The following is a 17,224-nucleotide window of genomic DNA, read 5'->3' as shown; positions in this document are numbered from 1 at the left end:
GCCTGGGATCAGGTGGAGAAGAGCATGTGGAAAACGCCGCCACCGTAGGGACGGTGGTGGTGCCCGCCGTGGTGGTGATGGTGCACCTGGGCGGGCGCGGCCGGGGCGCCCCACGCGGGCGCGGCCGGCGCGGCCGGCGGGGCGGCCCTGTACTGGGCCTCCATCCTGCTCAGCGCCTCAAGCTCGCCGTAGTCGAGGAAGATCCCCCGGCAGTTGTCGCATTGCTCGATGTGGACGCCGTTGCGGGTGTAGGTCCGCATCACGCCACGACACTTGGGACAGTGCATCGCCTTGTCGTCCTTCCGGTATGGATCCCCAGGTAGAGGCTAAATGTAGGGCAGCTTAGACGCCAGGTCATGCCGGGGACCCCACGCTGGAGATTCTGGTGCAGGTGTCGACGAGCGCCTGTTCGGGCCCGTCGAGCGGTCGTTCGTCCTTCCGTGCGGATTGGACGCACGTGGCCGCGATCTGGATCACCAGAGTTCGCGCGGGAACGTCCAGGACCTCCCAGGGGTCTCCCTCCGCCGGCACGGCGGGCCCCCGGAAGGCGCGGTAGGCGCCCAGGAAGCGGGACCAGTCGTCGTGCGCGAGGACCCCGGCGGAGTACAGCGCCGCGGGCCGGGCCAGGTCCCAGGCCGGGTCCCCGAGGCCGAGGTCCTCCACGTCGATCAGCCGCCATGTGCCTTGGACGCGCACCATCTGCCCCAGGTGCCAGTCCCCGTGCAGGAGGCCGCGCGGCGCGTCCGGCGGCGGGGCCGCGCCGGGCTCTTCGCGGATCCAGGCGGGGAGCGTGCCGAACGCGCGCCGGATCTCCTGCTCGGCGGCCGTGCCGCCGTCAAGTCGCGTCACCAGCCGCGCGACTCGCTCCGGCCGCCCCCAGCCCGGCGTGCCTTCGGGCGGCGGGGTGGAGTGCAGCCCGGCCAGCAGCCGTGCCCCGTCCTCCCAGGGCAGCGCGCCGGGTTCGGGCGTCACCGGCTCCCCGTACGGCCACAGCGTGACCACGCGGCCGCCGGCCTCGCGCGGCGGGCCCAGCGACGGCAGCAGCAGCTCGGGCAGCGCGTCGGCCACCCGCATCCGCGCCTCCAGGAGCGGGCCGCCGTCGCGGTCGGCCTGGTGGGCCTTGACGACCACGTCGCCGACCCGCACGACCAGGACGCCGTGCCGGTCGTACAGGATCTGCGGCTCATGCCCGGCCCCGGCCTCGGCCGCCCCGATCTCCGCGAGCCGGCCGAACAGCTCCGGCGAGGGGGGCGGCCGGTCGGGGTCGGGAGGCATCCGTCCAGTGAACACCATCCCGCCCCCGGCGCGTCAGCGGTCGTAGATCTCCATCTCCCACAGCGAATAGCCGTACGTGGTCGCGCGTTTGACGCCGTACACGCGCACCCAGCGCGCGTCGCGCGGCGTGAACGGGACGACGTCGATCCCCCCGTCGCCGTTCGTGCGGGTGTGCACGGTCGTCCACACGCCGCCGCCGGTGGAGGTCTCGATCCGGAACCCGGTCGCGTAGGCGGTCTCCCAGCGCAGCAGCACGTAGCCGACGCTGCGCACGGAGCCGAGGTCGACCTCCAGCCACTGCGGGTCGGCGCGGACGCTCGACCAGCGGGTCCCCGGCGGCGGGTTGGCCGGGATCCCGTCCACCGCCTTCGGGCCCTCCAGCCCCGCCTTCTCCACGCTGGACACCTTCACCGGCCGGTTCAGCGCCAGGTTCGTCTTCAGCTTGTAGTTGGCGGTGAGGGTGACGTCCCCGTCGTCCGCGGTGATGTTGTGGGTGGCGGCGCCGCCGTCGGACCAGCCGGTGAACTCGTACACCTTGCTCCCGACCAGCTGGGTCTCCGTCGGCGCCGACACCGACACCGTCGAACCGTTGATCACCGGGCCGGTGAACGGCGCCGCCTGCGTCCGCTCCAGCAGCGTCAGCGGCACGCCCGGCGGGTTGCTGGCCAGCGTGACCTGGCTGGTCTTGGGGTACAGCTCCACGCTGCGGGTGTCGGCCAGGCCGTCGGAGTCGGTCGCGGTCAGCCGCAGCTCCAGCCAGGACGGGTGCTCGTGGTCGGGCGCGGTGAACTCGCCGCTCTGCCCGTTCTGCCCGGTGATGGTGTGGACGTGGCAGTTGCTCGGGCAGTGGTGCATGATGATCTCCCATTTCAGGGAGTCCCCGGTCAGCTCGCCGTCCTCGGCGTCGGTGGCGCGCCCGGCGAACGGGACCTCGTCCCCGACCGTCCAGGTCAGGTCGGCGCCGGGCGAGGTGATCGCGGCGACCGGCGGGGTGGACCCGGCTGTGATCACCGTGGTGGCGGTGTCGGTGGCGCCGCGGGTGTCGGTCACCTTGAGCCCGACGGTGTACTTGCCCTTGGCCGTGTAGGTGCGGGTGGGCCTGGCCGCGGTGGAGTCGTCCAAGGCGCCGTCGCCGTCCAGGTCCCAGGCGTAGGTGAGCGGCACGTTGCCGTCGGCGTCGCTGGAGGTACTGCCGTCGAACGTCACCTCCAGCGGCAGCGGGCCGCTGGTCACGTCCGACTTCACGACCGCGACCGGCGGGTTGTTGACGCCGTTGTAGACGTAGCGGACGACCCGGCCGCCGGCGATGTCGACGGCGAAGACGTCCCCGCCGGGGCCCTGCTGCAGCTCGACCATCGACCCGGTGCCGGTCGCGAACGTCTCGATCTTGGTCTTGTCCGGGAGGCCGTCGGCGCCGGGCTTCATCGCCCACACGCACTTGCGGGCGTAGTCGGTGAAGAACAGCGCGTTCCGGTACTGCGCGGGGTAGGTCGTCCCGGCGTAGAACGACAGGCCGCTGATGGAGGAGCTGCCGGTGCCGCAGCTCTCCCCGGGCACGATCTTGTCGCTGTGCTTGTAGATGTAGCGGGCGTAGACGGTCGCCGAGTCGCCCGCCGCGTACAGGTTCTCGCAGATGTTCAGGTTGGCGGCGTCGTAGCCGGGGGTGCGGCCGTACCCCTCGTAGCAGGGCCAGCCGAAGTTGCGCACCTCGGTCGTCGGCGACCACACCCGGTTGATCTCCTCCCAGGTGGTGTAGCCGACGTCGCCCACCCACGCCTCGTTGGTGCCGGGACGCATCGTGAACCGGTACGGGTTGCGCAGCCCGTAGGCCACGATCCGCTTGGCGTTCTCGTCCCCGGTGGTGGTCGGGTTGCCGGGGGCGGCCCGGCCGGTGTCGGGGTCGAGCCGGACGATCGTGCCGTCCAGCGTGGTCGGGTCGGACGGGGTGCGCCGGTCCTGCGCGCGCAGCGCCCCGCCCTCGCCGGTCGGCGCGGTCAGCGAGGTGCCCGCGGGCCGCGGCGGGTCGCCGCACGGGTTGTTCTTCTGGCCGTAGTCGGCGTACTGGAAGCTGGCGCCGTCGCCGCCGCCCGCGTACAGCATCCCGTCGGAGCCGAACGCGATCGTGCCGACCGAGTGGCTGGAGAACTGCTGGCAGTAGTCCTCCAGCAGCACCTGCTCGGTGGGCGCGGCCCGCGCCGCCTTGAGGGCGCCCTGCGACTGCACCGCCTGCGTCAGCACGGAGATCCGGCCGGCGACGACGCAGCCCTCGTTGTTGGCGCCGGGCGGGTCGGGGCACTGCTCGTTGCTGCCGTCGGAGGACGGCCAGCGCGGGTGGGGACCGCCCAGCACGCCGTTGTAGGTGTACATCACGTACACCCTCGGGTCGGCGGGGAAGTCGGGGTGCAGCGCCAGCCCGAGCAGGCCGCGGTCCCAGCCGTTGAACGTCTGCGGCCGCAGGTCGGCGAACACGGTCGGGGTGGTGTCGGTGAGCGAGTCGAACACCTTGATGACGCCGCTCTTCTCGGCCACGAACACCCGGCCGTCGGGGGAGAACTCCACGTTCGTCGGCATCGTCAGCCCGGAGAAGACCGTCTTCTCCTGGAAGTTGGCCGGGAGCGCCGCCGCCCGCGCGGGGCGCGGCCAGTTCACGGCCGCCAGGAGCGTTCCGACGAGGGCGAGGACGAGGAGCCCGGCGAGAAGGGAACGGCCGCGATCGCCGCGTAGCGCGGAACGTCGCCCGGAATTTTCAAGGACCACGACGCAAACCCCTTCTGTGCCCCGAGGGGAGTCATACGATCTGCTACCCCGACTGGAACGATGAATGATTTCCAGGCGTAGGGAAGTGATCAGACCGCACGTGGCCAAGCCCCCAACCGCATGCGGTCAGCGGGTCAACGGCGCGCCGGGGCACCGCGTCTCACGCGCCTACAGGCCGCTCCGGGCGCGCGGGGCGGCCGCGGCGGCGGCGTCCTCGCGGATCCGGCGGCGGACGACCTTGCCGAGCAGGTCGCGGGGCAGGTCCGGCCGGGGGCGGTACTCGGCCGGCACCTTGTAGCGGGTGAGGTACTTCTCGCAGTGCCGGCGCAGCTCGTCGGCGGAGAACGGGTAGGCGGGGTGCTCGACCACGTGCGCGACGACGCGTTCGCCGCGCCGCTCGTCCGGCTCGCCGGTGACCGCGCAGTCGAGGACGGCGGGATGGCGGCGCAGCACCTCCTCCACCTCCGACGGGAACACGCTGAACCCGCTCACCTTGATGAGGTCGCTGCGCCGCTCCAGCACCGTGACGAACCCGTCCCGGTCCATGACCCCGACGTCGCCGGTGCGCAGCCAGCCCTTGGACAGCGTCTGGGCGGTGACCAGGGGGGCGTTCCAGTACCCGGCGAACACCTGCGGGCCGCGGACGACCAGCTCGCCCGGCTCCCCGGGCCCCAGCACCCGGGTCGGCCGCTCCTGGTCGACGACCACCACTTCGGTGCCCGGCAGCGGCACCCCGACCGTGGCGTTGCGGGCGCCCGGCCCGATCGGGTTGGCGGTCACGGCGGGGGACGCCTCGGTCAGCCCGTAGCACTGGATCAGCCGGTGCCCGCCGAGCGCGCCGAGCCGTCCGGCGGTCCGCTCCCCGAGCCCGGACGCGCCGGAGATGAAGACGCGCACGCCGCGCAGGTCGGACGGGCGCAGCCGCGGACTGTCGAGCACCTGGTCGTACAGCGTCGGCACGCCCGGGAACACGGTGGGCCGGTACCGGCGCAGCGCCTTCACCAGCTGGTCGCGGTCGAAGCGCGGCAGCAGCACCACCGCGCCCGCCTTCATCACCGGCGCGATCATCGAGCTGGTCAGGCCGAAGGAGTGGAACAGCGGCAGGACACCCAGCGTCACCTCCGCCCCGTCGCGGACACCGGTGTCCCAGGCGTGCTGCTGGCAGGCGTTGGCGACCAGGTTGCGGTGGGTGAGCATGACGCCCATGGGGCGGCCCTCCGTCCCGCCGGTGTAGCAGATCGCGGCCAGCCGGGACGGATCGACGCGGTGCCCGCCCTGCCGCCGCCGCGAGGGCCGCTGCAGCTCCGCGAACGGCACCACGCCGGGGTCGTCCGGCACCGGCGCGGTGAGCAGCGCCCGCCGCCGCTGCGCCTGCACCAGCGGGAGCCGCAGCGCCAGCCGCCTGCTCCACGGCAGGTGGTCCACGAGGGAGGTCACGATGAGGTGCTCCAGCGGCAGCGAGCCGCGCATCGCCCGGACCGCCGGGTAGGAACGATCCAGCACGACGGCGACGCGGGCCCCGCAGTCCGCGAGCTGGTGGCGCAGCTCCTCCTCGGTGGACAGCGGGTTGTGCGGGACGGCGATCGCCCCCCGCCGCAGCACCCCGAAGAACGCGATCACCTGCTGCGGGCAGTTCGGCAGGATCAGCGCCACCCGGTCGCCGGGCTGCACGCCCAGCCGGTGCAGCCCCGCGGCGAACCGGTCGGCGGCCTCGCGCAGCGCCCGGTAGCCGATCGTGCGGCCGAAGAAGTGCAGCGCGGGGCGGCGCGGATGGCGCTGGGCCGCCTCGTCCAGCAGCCGCGGCACCGAGACGCCGGGCACCTCGAGATCGGCGGGAACCCCCGGCTGATACCACCGCAGCCACGGCTGTGATCTTTGTGACGAGGGCCACATACCGTCCGATTCAACCATCAATCAGCTGCGCGTGTCGCGCCCGCCACGCGAACGACACGTCCCGCGTGGTCGGATGGGAAGGGCCGCGCAGGGGCGCGGCGCAGACCGAGAGCGAGGCCCGATGGAACCGACGATCCGCACCGTCTCCTCCCGCGTGGTGTACGAGAACCGCTGGATGACGGTGCGCGAGGACCGGATCGAGCGGCCCGACGGCTCCCGCGGCATCTACGGCGTCGTCGAGAAGAGCGACTTCGCCCTCGTGATCCCCGCCGAGAACGGCGGATTCCACATGGTCGAGGAGTACCGCTACCCGATCGGGCGCCGCACTTGGAACTTCCCCCAGGGCTCCTACCCCGACCGCCGCGCCGGCGCCCCCGAGGACCTGGCCCGGCACGAGCTGGCCGAGGAGACCGGGTTCCGCGCCGGCACCATGACCCCGCTCGGCTACCTGCACTGCTCCCACGGCACCAGCACCCAGGGCTTCCACGTCTTCCTGGCCACCGACCTGGAAGCGGGCGAGACCGCCCGGGAACCCGAAGAGCAGGACATGCGGCAGCGCTTCGTCACCCGCGAGGACTTCAAGCGCTACATCCGCGACGGCGCCATCACCGACGACTCCAGCCTCGCCGCCTACACCCTGCTCCTCCTCCACGAAGAGGCTCAGGGCTTGCGCGCGACACCGCAGAACTGAGCCACCTCGGCGTGCTCCCCGGGCTCGTCGGGACGCCAGCGCGAGCACGCCACGACCCCGGGCTCCAGCAGCTCCAGCCCCTCGAAGAACCCCTCCAGCTGCCGCCGCGACCGGGCCACCAGGGGCGTGCCGCCGCGCTCCATCACCTGCCGCATCGACTCGTGCATCGCCTCGCCGTGCAGGTCCGCCGTCGGATGGCTGATCGCCAGATAGCTGCCCGGCGGGAGGGCGTCCACCAGGCCGCGGACCACCATGCGGGCCTCCGCGTCGTCCAGGATGTGGTTGAGGATGCCCAGCAGCATCAGCGCGACCGGCTCGCCGAAGTCCAGCGTCCCGGCGGCGGCCTGCAGGATCGCGTCCGGGCGGCGCACGTCGGCGTCGATGTAGTCGGTGGCGCCCTGCGGCGTGCTGGTCAGCAGCGCGAGCGCGTGCACCAGCACCAGCGGGTCGTTGTCGACGTAGACGATCCTCGACTCGGGCGCGAGCCGCTGCGCGACCTCGTGGGTGTTGTTCTCGGTCGGCAGCCCCGTGCCGATGTCGAGGAACTGCCGGATCCCCTCCTCGGCCACCAGATGGCTCACGGCCCGCACCAGGAACCCCCGCGTGGCCCGCGCCGCCTCCGCGATCCCCGGTACGATCTCCGCCACCGCGTCACCGGCCTCCCGGTCGGCGGCGTAGTGGTCCTTCCCGCCCACCCAGTAGTTCCAGATGCGGGCCGAGTGGGGCCGCTCGGTCTGAAGCTCGGGCTCACCGCTCATAACCGCCATCCTGCCCCATGCCCCCGCCCGTCGCCGGTTCCTTTACCTCCCACGTCATCGCCACGCCCACCCGCGACCCGCCACCCTGGACCCATGACCGCAGACACCCGCGAGACCGTCCAGCTCCTCCTGACCCGCATGGCCGCCGGAGAGGACGTCGCCGACCTGTTCGCCGAGCGCGTCGACTGGCGCCTGGACTGGCCCGACGAGGAGCACCCCGACACCCCCTGGATCCGCCCCCGCTCCACCCCCGAGGAGGCCGCCGCCCACTTCCGCGAGCTGCGCGCCCACCACGTCCCCGAGAAGGACGCCTCCCGCGTCCACCAGATCCTCGTGGACGGCCCGGACGCCGTCGTCCTCGCCACCATCGACCAGACCGCCCGCTCCACGGGCCGCGCCTACACCTCCGCCTGCGCCCTCCACATCACCGTCGCCGGCGGCCTCATCACCCGCTACCACGTCTACGAGGACAGCCTGTCGGTAGCCCGGGCCCACCGGCCGTGATCAAACGGGCCGTCATCGCGCTCCTCGCGCTGGCCGTCGGCGCGGGCGCGTTCTTCTACCTCACCCGGGACACCCGGCACGACGTCGTGATGCGCCACGCCGCCGAGTTCACCGCCATCCGCGGGCAGCTCGCCCGCCTCGCCGCAGTGATCAAGCCCCCGCCGCCACCGCCCCGCCGCATCCCCGCCACCCACTGCGACGGCGTCCCGCCGGAGCCGTTCAAGTACGACCATGACGACCTGACCGGCACCAACACGGGCCTGGTGACCTACGACCAGCTGAAGAACCCCTCCGCCCCCGCCGGCAAGTGGTCGGTCACCACCACCGACCTCGCCCACTACGTCGCCGCCGCGACCCCCGGCTACCGGCCGACCGACGCCGACAAACAGCGGGCCGACGACGCGTACACCCGCTCGGTCGAGACGATGGCGAAGGTGCGCTACGTGGTCGCGGTCTGGACGAACCACTCCGAAGGCTTCGAGCAGAACGGCCCCTGGGACGACACCCTGGGCGTCGAGGCCCACATAGCCGACCTCCGCACCGGCAAGAGCCTCTGCTTCGTCCACGCGGCCGGCGGCCTGAGCGACCGCGTCCACTACGCCTACCCCCGCGACGGCGGCCCAGGGGCCCAGCGAGAACACGCCACCGAGGCGATCGAGAACAACCTCCGCGCCGCCGGAGCCACCGCCTTCGAGCAAAAACTCAACACCCTGGGCCACGGCCCCTTCAACCTCCCCACCCCGTAACCCCGCCCTGTGGCCTGTCTCTCAACGCTTCCTTAAGCACGGCATAAGCGGGTGTTCTTGGGGGGGCTTGGGGTGCGAAGTTCGGGGCGTGGCACTGCGATCCGGCAAGAACACGGACATGTACCTTCCCGCCAGGCCGGGGGAGCGGGTTCGTCCGGTGAGCGTTGTTCGGGCCTTCCAGGCGTTGCCGTCCGCTCACCGGGAGATCCTCAACGAGACCGTCTTCCGCGAGCGGTCGGTCAACGAGGCCGCTGTTTCGCTGGGGATTCCGGTGGACGTGGTGAAGACGCGCGTCTACCACGCCCTGCGCGCCCTCCGGGTGGCGCTCGACACTCCTGAGCCGGGGCGGTACGGCACCGGCTAGGCCAGGTCGCGGACGGTGTCGGCGAAGCCGCGTACGAGCGGGTCGCCGTCCTTGGCCCAGGCCAGGGCGACCTGCAGGGGCTCTACGTCGGTCAGCGGCACCCAGGCCAGGTCGGGCCGCGAGTAGTACAGGGACATGCTGAACGGGGCGAAGCAGATCGCCGTGCCCTCCGCCACCTGTTCCAGCATCTCTTCGACGTTGTCGTTGGTCGGGCCCCAGCAGGGGGCGGAGCCGTCAGGGCGGGGGTTGACCGCCCACCAGTCCACCCATGCGCGAGGGGCCTGCTCGGTCCACAGGAGGGGCTCGTCCTTGACGTCCATGATGGAGAGCCCCTTTCGGGTTGCGAGTGGGTGGTGTGCGGGGAGGCCCACGACTCTGGGTTCGGTGTGGACGACCTCGGCGTGCAGTCCTGTGAGGTCCGCGGGGAGCCAAACGAAGGCGATGTCCACGCGGCCCTCGCGGAGCGCGGCCACCTCGCCGCTCCAGTCGAAGCGTTTGGGCTCCATGCGGACGCCGGGGTTGCGGCGGGTGAACTCGGCGCGGGCCTTGGTGGTGAGTTCCCCGGCGCCGCTGGCCTCGAACCCGACCCGCAGCGTGCGGCCCCTGCGGTGCCGCTCGGCGGCGGCGGTGACGCGGTCGGCCTGGACGAGGGCCTTCCTGGCCTCGGCCAGGACGTCGCGTCCGGCGGGGGTGGGTGTGACGCCGCCCGCGTGCCGGTCGAACAGGCGGACGCCGAGCTCTGCCTCCAGGTTCTTCAGCGCGTAGGAGAGGGCCGGCTGGCTCACGTAGAGCTTCTGCGCGGCCCGGCCGATGTTGCCCTCGTCCGCGATCGCCACGAGATAGCGCAGCCGGCGGAGCTCCATGCTGCGATCATAAGCGCCCTTTATGGAGTTAGTGATCTTCTGTCTTGGACGTGCCGGGTTCGGCGGTGCGATGAATGGAGAGAGTCGAGCAGGGAGGAAGGGCTATGAAGGTCTGGCTGATCACGGGGGCGTCGTCGGGGTTCGGCAGGGCGATCGCGGAGGCGGCGTTGGAGGCCGGGGACACGGTGGTGGCGGCCGCTCGGCGGCCCGAGGCGCTGGATGATCTGGTCGCCGCGTATCCGGGCCGGGTGAACGCCGTCCGGCTGGACGTGACCGACCAGGCGCGGATCTCGGCCGTCGTCGCCGAGGCGGTGCTGTGGCACGGCAGGATCGACGTGCTGGTCAACAACGCCGGCCGCGGTCTGGTGGGCGCGGTCGAGGAGACCGGAGACCGGGAGTTGCGGGATCTGATGGACCTGCACTTCTTCGGGCCGGCGGCGCTGACGCGCGCCGTGCTGCCGCACATGCGCAGGCAGGGGTCGGGCGCGGTGGTGCAGATGTCCAGCATGGGCGGCCGCTTCTCCTTCGCGGGGGTCGGCGGGTACTCGGCCACCAAGTTCGCGCTCGAAGGGCTGTCGGAGGCGCTGGCCGCGGAGGTCGCCCCGTTCGGGATCAAGGTGCTGGTGGTGGAGCCGGGCGCGTTCCGGACCGCGTTCGCGGGCGAGCGGGCGCTGCTGCAGTCGGCCGCGCTGCCGGAGTACGAGGCGTCGGTCGGCCCGCTGCGCAGCGACCTGCCCGGTAGTGACGGCAAGCAGCCGGGCGACCCGGCCAAGGCGGCCGCGGCGATCATCCGGGCCCTGGACGCCGCGGAGACGCCGCTGCGGCTGCCGCTGGGCAACGACGCCGCCGACGCGGTCGCCGCGAGCCTCGAAGGGGCCCGCGCCGAATTCGCCGCCTGGGAGGACGTCGCACGCGGCACCGACTTCTGACGGGAAAAGGCGTTGCGTGCCCGGAGCAGATCCGGCACAGTGAAAGTCGAACGAAACGAGCCGGGACCGGAAGGGGTGCGGAAGGATGCGACGCCGAATGCGCAGCGACAGCAGCCGGAGCCTTTTCGGTCCAGGGCGCCATCGGACGTGACCAGCACGTGCGCCGCCCTCGTGGACCGGGTCCGCGAGGGCGGTTCTGTTTTTCCCGGGAGGGTTGGCCGAGCTGGTAAGGCAGCGGCTTGCTAAGCCGTCGTCAGGGGCGACTCTGGGCGAGTTCGAATCTCGCACCCTCCGCCCGGGCGGGTAGGAACGCTGGTGCGTTCGGCGGCCTCATAAACCGCTGCAGGTGGGTTCGATTCCCACACCCGCTACGCAGGAAAGTTCTGGTCTCCGTGGCGCAGTGGAGAGCGCGTCGGGTTGCGGACCCGAAGGCCGCAGGTTCGAGTCCTGCCGGAGACGCCATCACCAGCTCGGACGTACGGTGATCTGCCTGCTGAAGGTGTGGAAGACGGTTCCCTGCGCCTCGGTCAGCGTCGCCTGCGCGGATGCCGTCCCGTTGGCCCAGCGGTCGTCCGCGAAGCGGAAGGTCTGGACGAACTGGGTGTTGATCTCGGTACAGGTGAAGGGGCGTTCCTCGGTTCCCCCGGCGCCGGGGGCGGCCTGCTCGACGTTCATCGTGATCTGCGTGTCGAGAAGCGCGCGGCAGATGATGGAGATGTCGAAGCCCATGCGTTTCACGCCGTGATGTTCCGCCGGCAAAGGCGAATGAATGTGCGGCGGGCAATTCCCGGAAATCGGGGTGCGGCGGCGGGGGAGACGGAGCCGCGTGTATGTCCGGTTCGCGTGGGCAGGGTGTGGAGTGACCGGGTTCACCGGTCACTCCAAGACCGCCTGGTGGGGGAGGCTGACATGGAGTACGAAGCGGAGCGGCCCATGCCCGCCGACAGCCGTACCGTCTTCCAGGTCGCCGCCGATGTGTGGGCGATGCGGCACTGGATCCCCGAGGACGTCGTCCTGCGGCCGCTGGCCGACGACCTGGTCGAGGTGCGGGGCAGGGACAGGGTCCTGCTGCGGCGCGTCCCGGACCAGCTCCGCCTGGAGTGGGGAATCCTGGCGCGGCCCGACTACACGGGCTGGCTGCAGGTGCTGGACCGGGCGGACGGCAGGAGCAGCGTCCTCGCCCATCTGTCCTTCCTCGGCGACCAGCCGCAGAACACCGGCTCCAAACGGGTGCGCGCCGAGACCCAGCGGCTTCTCGAAGAGTCCCTCGGACGCCTCGCCGAAGAAGTGACCCGGCGTTCCGTCCGTACCTGAACGCGTTTCCCGCATTCGGAGATTTCCCCGTGGTGCGTGCCGTGACCGTCCCTTTTCCGGTTTTTCAGAAAATCGGGATACAGCCCCGGAAGAGACGGCCGTGGGCTGGTTCGATCACTGCGTTTACGCTGGTCGAGAACGGAAACACAGGTAGTAGTCAGACAACTCCGGAATCGGAGAGCGGGTACGGGGAAGCCCTGCTCAGTGGGGGTGTCGCCGCGGTGCAGGTCCGCGGGTCCGGCCGGGGGAACCCTTGATCCCGTCGCGCACGGCGCCGGATTCGGCCCTGCCGAGAGCACGTCCGCCCGGGCGCGGACGGGGCCGCCCGCCCACAGGGACGTCAGTGGAACAGGGGTGTTTTCGCGTGCAGACGCAGACGAATATCAAGGACCTGATGGACTGCGACGTGACCGACGGTTCCGGTCACAAGGTCGGGACGATCAAACAGGTTTATCTGAACGACGTTTCCGGAGAACCGGAATGGGTCAGAGTGCACACCGGCTGGTTCGGCACGCGGGAGAGCTTCGTGCCGCTGGCCGACGCCCATCTGACCGGTGACGCCCTCCAGGTGCCCTATGACAAGGACAAGGTCAAGCACGCCCCGGCCGTGGACGCCGACCAGCACCTGTCCCGCGAGCAGGTCGCCGATCTCTACCGCTACTACGGGCTCCGCGCCCCGACCGGGCGCAAGGCCGTCCCGGACCAGGTGGGGACCGCGCGCGAGGGCCGTACCCAGGCGCAGGCGCAGGAGCAGGCGAGGGCGCAGGAGCAGGCGGCGGCCGGGATGCGCGACCGGGCCGAGGCGGAGCAGCCGCTGCGGGAGGAGGCGCCCCAGGACTGGAGCGAGGGCGGCAGGAGGCCCGCGGCCGAGCCCGCGCCCCGAGCGGAGCCCGCGCCCGCGCCCCGGGCCGAGCCGGCGCCCCGGGCCGAGCAGCCCAGGGCCAGGGCCGAGCAGCCGATGTCGAAGACCGAGCAGATGCGCACCGCCCACGGCCGGGTGGCCGGGGAGCGCGCCACCGCGCGCGGCGCCCCCGGCGACGACGGCATGATCGAACTGACCCTGTCGGAGGAGCGGCTGCGGGTGGGCACCGAGCGGCGCATGGCCGAGCGGGTCCGGCTGCGCAAGCGGATCGAGATCGAGCAGATCGAGCGGACCGTCGCCGTCTACCGCGAGGAGTTGCGGATCGAGCGCGAGCCGATCGCCGACGAGGAGGCGGAGGCCGGGATCGGCCGGTTCCGCATCGGCGACGCGGAGGAGCGGGAGATCATCCTGCACGAGGAGCGCCCGGTGGTCACCAAGGAGACCATCCCGGTCGAGCGCATCCGGGTGCGCGCCGAGCGGATCGCGGGCGAGCAGACCGTCCGGGACGAGATCCGCAAGGAGCGCATCGACATCGCGCACGACGACGGCGAGGGGACGGCCGAGGGCTGGAGCGAGCCGGCTCCCGGCGGGACGGCCGGCCGTGGGATGGACGGCCATGTGATGGGCGATCGGGACATGTCCGGCCGTGCCGACCTGGGCGAACGCGAGTCGGGCGGGCGCGAGACCGGCCGTGACATGGGCCGCGAGATGGACCGCGAGATGCGTCCGCCCAGCGGTGGCGGCCGCCACGAGCGCCGGTAGCGGCGAGCGGCGGCGAACAGCGAGGCCCCGGCCCGATCCGGCCGGGGCCTTCGCGTGCCCGCCGGTGCATCGTTCCCACGTGGCCGCCGTCACGCTCCGGGGCGGCGCGGCCACGCGGAACCGCGGGACGCAGGACGCTCACGGGTATTGTCGCGCCGCCGTGCACGACTTACGTTGCTTTTTGTTGGGGCAGAACACAAATCTGCCGACATGCCCTGAGCGGAGGCGACGATGCACCGCAGCCCACCCCGGTCCCTCGTACTCGGCCTGCTCACCGCGCTCATGCTGCCCGCCGCCGCGGGCGGCGCCGCGGCGGAGGCGGTCCCCGCCCACCTCGACGCCGGACGCCCGGTGAAGGACCGCGTCGAGAGCCTGCTGTCCCGGATGACGCTGGACGAGAAGATCGGACAGATGACGCAGCCGGAACGGCAGAACGTCACCGCCGACGACATCACCCGCTACCGGCTCGGGTCGCTGCTGTCGGGCGGCGGCTCGGTGCCCACGCCGAACACCCCCGAGTCGTGGGCGGACATGTACGACGGCTTCCAGCGGGCCGCGCTCGCGACGCCGCGGCGCGTGCCGCTCATCTACGGCGTGGACGCCGTGCACGGCCACAACAACGTGGTCGGCGCGACGATCTTCCCGCACAACATCGGGCTCGGCGCCACCCGCGACCCCGAGCTGGTCCGCAGGATCGGCGCCGCGACCGCCGAGGAGGTGTCCGGCACCGGCGTCGACTGGAACTTCGCGCCCTGCCTGTGCGTGGCCCGCGACGACCGGTGGGGCCGCACGTACGAGTCGTTCGGCGAGGTGCCCGAGCTGCCCGCCGCGATGTCGTCCATCGTGACCGGGCTGCAGGGCCCGCGGCTCGGCGGCCCGGCCTCGGTCCTGGCCACCGCCAAGCACTACGTCGGCGACGGCGGCACGACCGGCGGCACCGACCAGGGGAACACCGAGGTGTCCAAGGCCGAGCTGCGCAGGGTCCACCTGCCGCCGTTCCAGGCCGCGCTGCGCCGCGGCGTCGGCTCGGTGATGATCACCTACAGCTCGTGGAACGGCGTCAAGGCGCACGGGCACGAGTACCTGATCAACGGCTTGCTGAAGCGGGAGCTGCGCTTCTCCGGCTTCGTGATCTCCGACTACAACGGGATCGACCAGATCGACGGGCAGCCCGGCTTCACCCCCGCCGAGGTCCGCACCGCGATCAACGCGGGCATCGACATGGTGATGGTGCCGAGCGAGTGGAAGAGGTTCATCGAGACGCTCAGGGCCGAGGTCGAGGCGGGCCGGGTGCCGCTGTCGCGGATCGACGACGCCAACCGGCGGATCCTCACCAAGAAGGTCGAGCTGGGCCTGTTCGAGCGTCCGCTGACCGACCGCCGCTACCTCGGGACCGTCGGGAGCGCCGAGCACCGGGCGCTGGCGCGGCAGGCGGTGGCCCGCTCCCAGGTGCTGCTCAAGAACGACCGGGACGTGCTCCCGCTGGCCCGCAACGGCAACAGGATCTTCGTGGCCGGCAAGAACGCCGACGACATCGGCAACCAGTCCGGTGGCTGGACGATCACCTGGCAGGGCTCGTCCGGGCCGATCACGCCGGGCACCACGATCCTGGAGGGGATCAGGCAGACCGCGGGCCGGTCCAGCACGGTCACCTACAGCAAGGACGGCAGCGGGATCGACGGGTCGTACAAGGCCGCGGTCGCGGTGGTCGGCGAGAAGCCGTACGCCGAGTTCATGGGCGACCGGCCTGGCGCGATGGGGCTGGACGACGAGGACCTGCAGACGATCGAGCGGCTGCGCGCCTCCGGCGTGCCGGTGGTCGTGGTGCTGGTCTCGGGCCGCCCGCTGGACGTGGCGGAGCAGCTGCCGCGGTGGAACGCGCTGCTGGCGTCGTGGCTGCCGGGCACCGAGGGACGCGGCGTCGCGGACGTGCTGTTCGGCGTCACCCGCCCCACCGGCAAGCTCCCGGTGTCCTGGATGAAGAGCGCCGGCCAGCAGCCGATCAACCGCGGTGACGGCAAGGCGCCGCTGTTCCCGTTCGGCTACGGCCTGACCTACCGCCGCTGAGCACCGGCCACGCGCCCGGCCGGGGATGATGGCGGGATGACGCAGATCCGGATCGAGGCCACGGACCTCCCGGGCCGCACGTTCGGCCCGGGCGACGATCACCCCGTCCACTCCGGCGTCCATGTGGGGGTCCAGCGGCGCGGCCGTCCCGGCGAGCTGCTGGACCTCCACCCGGGCGACGCGCCCGCCGCGGTGTGGACGCTGGAGTGCACGCTCAAGGGCCGGGACATCACCGGCCCGTACGTGGAGGGGCGTCCCGGCGGCCGGTTCGTCTACCTGTCCTGGGGGACGCTGGACGAGCGCGGCGCGTTCGCCATGTTCCGGCGGGCGAAGCTGATGTTCGACGGCATCGGGGCCGACGTCCTGGACGCCGCGGTGCGCTCGGGGCTCCTGGTGGCGAGGCTCCGGCTCACCGACTCCCGCGGCGGGCCGCTGTGCGCGGCCGTCCGTCCACCGCTGATCACCTGGTCCGCCCGTGCCGACTGACCGCGTCGTACTGGACGAAGCAAGGGGTGGCCTGGGTAAGCCCGGCCACCCCTTGCCTCATTCGTTCATGGTGTGAAGACGCCCAGTGCGTCGAAGGCGTGCCAGGAGCCGATCTGCTTGTCGATGGTCAGGACGTTCTCGCCTGCCTTGAGCGCGGACAGAGGCAGGGCCAGTTCGACATAGGACGGCTTGAGCGGAGTGCTGGGAAGGGTGGCGTCGCCCTCCAGCGAGCCGCGCGTGCCTCCGTTCTCCAGCTTCACCTCGCGTACGGGGGTGCCGTTGAGGGCGAGCTGGATCGTGCCCGGGATGGAGGCGTGGGTGTCCACGAGCCAGATGGCCAGCCACGTTTCGGCGGTGGGGACGCTCTCCAACGGGAACCGGAACGTCGTGCGGCTCGCCTTGTTGCCCGCCCAGGAGTCGGACGGGCCCGGCTGGATGTAGGACCAGTCCGTCCCCGGAGAGCTCGTGCCGTAGGTGTAGTCGACCCCGTTGGGGAAGCGCGTCCGGTATTGGGCGTAGCCGGCCGGGGCCAGGGCGAGTTCAAGGGTCTTGTGGTCGAAGCTCCCCACCGTGGCCACGGGCTTGCCGGACACGGTGACCGACTCGGCGCTGTGGGCGGCTAGCTCCGCCGTGGGGCGGCTGCGGTTTCCGGCGGCGTCCACGGTGACGACGCGGTAGTACCAGTCCTGGCGGCGCCCGCCCATGCGGTCGTGCAGGAAGTAGGTGTACACGGTCTTGCCGAGGAGCGTCGCCGGGCCGATCTCGAAGCCGCGCGACCGCGACCCGTAGACGGCGTAGTGGTCGACGAGCGGCTCGTACGCCTCGCCCTTCCAGCTCAGCCGGACGCGGCCGATCTCGCCGGCGCCGCGCAGCCGCTCGACGGGACGCGGCCCGCGCGCCGCCGCGCCCAGGCCGAGGGCGGAACGGCGGCTGACTGCGGTGTTGGTCATCGG

General features: G+C 72.0%; 17 protein-coding genes and 3 tRNA genes. 12 read left to right on the top strand and 8 right to left on the bottom strand.

All coding sequences use genetic code 11. From position 1 onward, the window contains the following. Window positions 1-8: 8 nt before the first annotated feature. The 4 genes from ACZ466_RS05965 to ACZ466_RS05950 all read right to left on the bottom strand — a co-directional run bounded on the left by ACZ466_RS05965 (window position 9) and on the right by ACZ466_RS05950 (window position 5,853). Window positions 9-287, bottom strand: a complete 279-nt coding sequence (locus ACZ466_RS05965) for a TFIIB-type zinc ribbon-containing protein (RefSeq protein WP_378284238.1) — start codon at window positions 285-287, stop codon at window positions 9-11. Between the two features lie 67 nt (window positions 288-354). Then, complete coding sequence (locus tag ACZ466_RS05960; protein WP_378284237.1) at window positions 355-1,275, bottom strand: phosphotransferase family protein; 921 nt, start codon at window positions 1,273-1,275, stop codon at window positions 355-357. A gap of 33 nt (window positions 1,276-1,308) precedes the next feature. After that, window positions 1,309-3,924, bottom strand: coding sequence for a PQQ-dependent sugar dehydrogenase (locus ACZ466_RS05955; protein ID WP_378284236.1), 2,616 nt, complete (start codon window positions 3,922-3,924; stop codon window positions 1,309-1,311). Between the two features lie 276 nt (window positions 3,925-4,200). After that, window positions 4,201-5,853: an AMP-binding protein gene (locus tag ACZ466_RS05950; protein ID WP_378284235.1), complete on the bottom strand. Its 1,653-nt coding sequence runs from the start codon at window positions 5,851-5,853 to the stop codon at window positions 4,201-4,203. A 193-nt stretch (window positions 5,854-6,046) separates the two neighbouring features. Here ACZ466_RS05950 and ACZ466_RS05945 point away from each other — a divergent pair, with 193 nt between their 5' ends. Further along, window positions 6,047-6,616, top strand: coding sequence for an NUDIX domain-containing protein (locus ACZ466_RS05945; RefSeq protein ID WP_378284234.1), 570 nt, complete (start codon window positions 6,047-6,049; stop codon window positions 6,614-6,616). On the opposite strand, the gene ACZ466_RS05940 is transcribed toward ACZ466_RS05945, so the two are convergent. Further along, the gene (locus ACZ466_RS05940) at window positions 6,586-7,374 is read right to left on the bottom strand and encodes an SAM-dependent methyltransferase (protein ID WP_378284233.1); all 789 of its coding nucleotides are present in this window, start codon (window positions 7,372-7,374) and stop codon (window positions 6,586-6,588) included. The genes ACZ466_RS05945 and ACZ466_RS05940 overlap by 31 nt on opposite strands. A 93-nt stretch (window positions 7,375-7,467) precedes the next feature. On the opposite strand from ACZ466_RS05940, the gene ACZ466_RS05935 reads away from it, so the two are divergent. From ACZ466_RS05935 to ACZ466_RS05925, 3 genes are all read left to right on the top strand, one after another. Beyond that, window positions 7,468-7,878, top strand: coding sequence for a nuclear transport factor 2 family protein (locus tag ACZ466_RS05935; protein ID WP_378284232.1), 411 nt, complete (start codon window positions 7,468-7,470; stop codon window positions 7,876-7,878). Continuing rightward, the gene (locus ACZ466_RS05930) at window positions 7,875-8,624 is read left to right on the top strand and encodes a hypothetical protein (RefSeq protein WP_378284231.1); all 750 of its coding nucleotides are present in this window, start codon (window positions 7,875-7,877) and stop codon (window positions 8,622-8,624) included. Before ACZ466_RS05935 ends, ACZ466_RS05930 begins: the two co-directional genes overlap by 4 nt. Window positions 8,625-8,781: 157 nt before the next feature. Continuing rightward, a complete protein-coding gene (locus ACZ466_RS05925; protein ID WP_378284230.1) occupies window positions 8,782-8,988 on the top strand; it encodes a sigma factor-like helix-turn-helix DNA-binding protein in 207 nt (68 codons plus the stop codon). On the opposite strand, the gene ACZ466_RS05920 is transcribed toward ACZ466_RS05925, so the two are convergent. Then, window positions 8,985-9,851 (bottom strand): LysR family transcriptional regulator, encoded by an 867-nt coding sequence (locus tag ACZ466_RS05920; protein ID WP_378284229.1) that lies wholly within the window; start codon window positions 9,849-9,851, stop codon window positions 8,985-8,987. The genes ACZ466_RS05925 and ACZ466_RS05920 overlap by 4 nt on opposite strands. 104 nt (window positions 9,852-9,955) lie before the next feature. Between ACZ466_RS05920 and ACZ466_RS05915 the strand changes: the two genes are divergently transcribed. The 4 genes from ACZ466_RS05915 (at window position 9,956) to ACZ466_RS05900 (ending at window position 11,242) form a co-directional block, all read left to right on the top strand. Continuing rightward, a complete protein-coding gene (locus tag ACZ466_RS05915; RefSeq protein WP_378284228.1) occupies window positions 9,956-10,780 on the top strand; it encodes an oxidoreductase in 825 nt (274 codons plus the stop codon). Window positions 10,781-10,988: 208 nt separating this feature from the next. After that, window positions 10,989-11,074, top strand: a tRNA-Ser gene (locus ACZ466_RS05910). Window positions 11,075-11,078: 4 nt separating this feature from the next. Beyond that, window positions 11,079-11,151 (top strand) — tRNA-Met (locus ACZ466_RS05905). A gap of 15 nt (window positions 11,152-11,166) precedes the next feature. Continuing rightward, window positions 11,167-11,242: transfer RNA gene (locus ACZ466_RS05900), tRNA-Arg, on the top strand. Here the strand turns inward: ACZ466_RS05900 and ACZ466_RS05895 are convergent. Next, window positions 11,243-11,518, bottom strand: a complete 276-nt coding sequence (locus ACZ466_RS05895) for a hypothetical protein (RefSeq protein WP_378284227.1) — start codon at window positions 11,516-11,518, stop codon at window positions 11,243-11,245. Between the two features lie 171 nt (window positions 11,519-11,689). On the opposite strand from ACZ466_RS05895, the gene ACZ466_RS05890 reads away from it, so the two are divergent. The 4 genes from ACZ466_RS05890 (at window position 11,690) to ACZ466_RS05875 (ending at window position 16,271) form a co-directional block, all read left to right on the top strand. Further along, window positions 11,690-12,094 carry a hypothetical protein gene (locus ACZ466_RS05890; protein ID WP_378284226.1) on the top strand — a complete coding sequence of 135 codons (405 nt, stop codon included), beginning with the start codon at window positions 11,690-11,692 and terminating at the stop codon, window positions 12,092-12,094. A gap of 364 nt (window positions 12,095-12,458) precedes the next feature. Beyond that, window positions 12,459-13,718, top strand: coding sequence for a PRC and DUF2382 domain-containing protein (locus ACZ466_RS05885; RefSeq protein WP_378284225.1), 1,260 nt, complete (start codon window positions 12,459-12,461; stop codon window positions 13,716-13,718). A gap of 231 nt (window positions 13,719-13,949) precedes the next feature. Then, on the top strand, window positions 13,950-15,785 hold the full coding sequence (locus ACZ466_RS05880; protein WP_378284224.1) for a glycoside hydrolase family 3 protein: 1,836 nt from the start codon (window positions 13,950-13,952) through the stop codon (window positions 15,783-15,785). A 36-nt stretch (window positions 15,786-15,821) separates the two neighbouring features. Continuing rightward, window positions 15,822-16,271 carry a DUF5990 family protein gene (locus ACZ466_RS05875; RefSeq protein WP_378284223.1) on the top strand — a complete coding sequence of 150 codons (450 nt, stop codon included), beginning with the start codon at window positions 15,822-15,824 and terminating at the stop codon, window positions 16,269-16,271. A gap of 65 nt (window positions 16,272-16,336) precedes the next feature. On the opposite strand, the gene ACZ466_RS05870 is transcribed toward ACZ466_RS05875, so the two are convergent. Continuing rightward, window positions 16,337-17,221: a polysaccharide lyase family protein gene (locus ACZ466_RS05870; RefSeq protein WP_378284222.1), complete on the bottom strand. Its 885-nt coding sequence runs from the start codon at window positions 17,219-17,221 to the stop codon at window positions 16,337-16,339. Between the last annotated feature and the right edge of the window lie 3 nt (window positions 17,222-17,224).

Source organism: Actinomadura rugatobispora, assembly GCF_055379765.1.
Note: the sequence above shows the minus strand (reverse complement) of the source record. Positions and strands in the feature narration are given on the sequence as shown.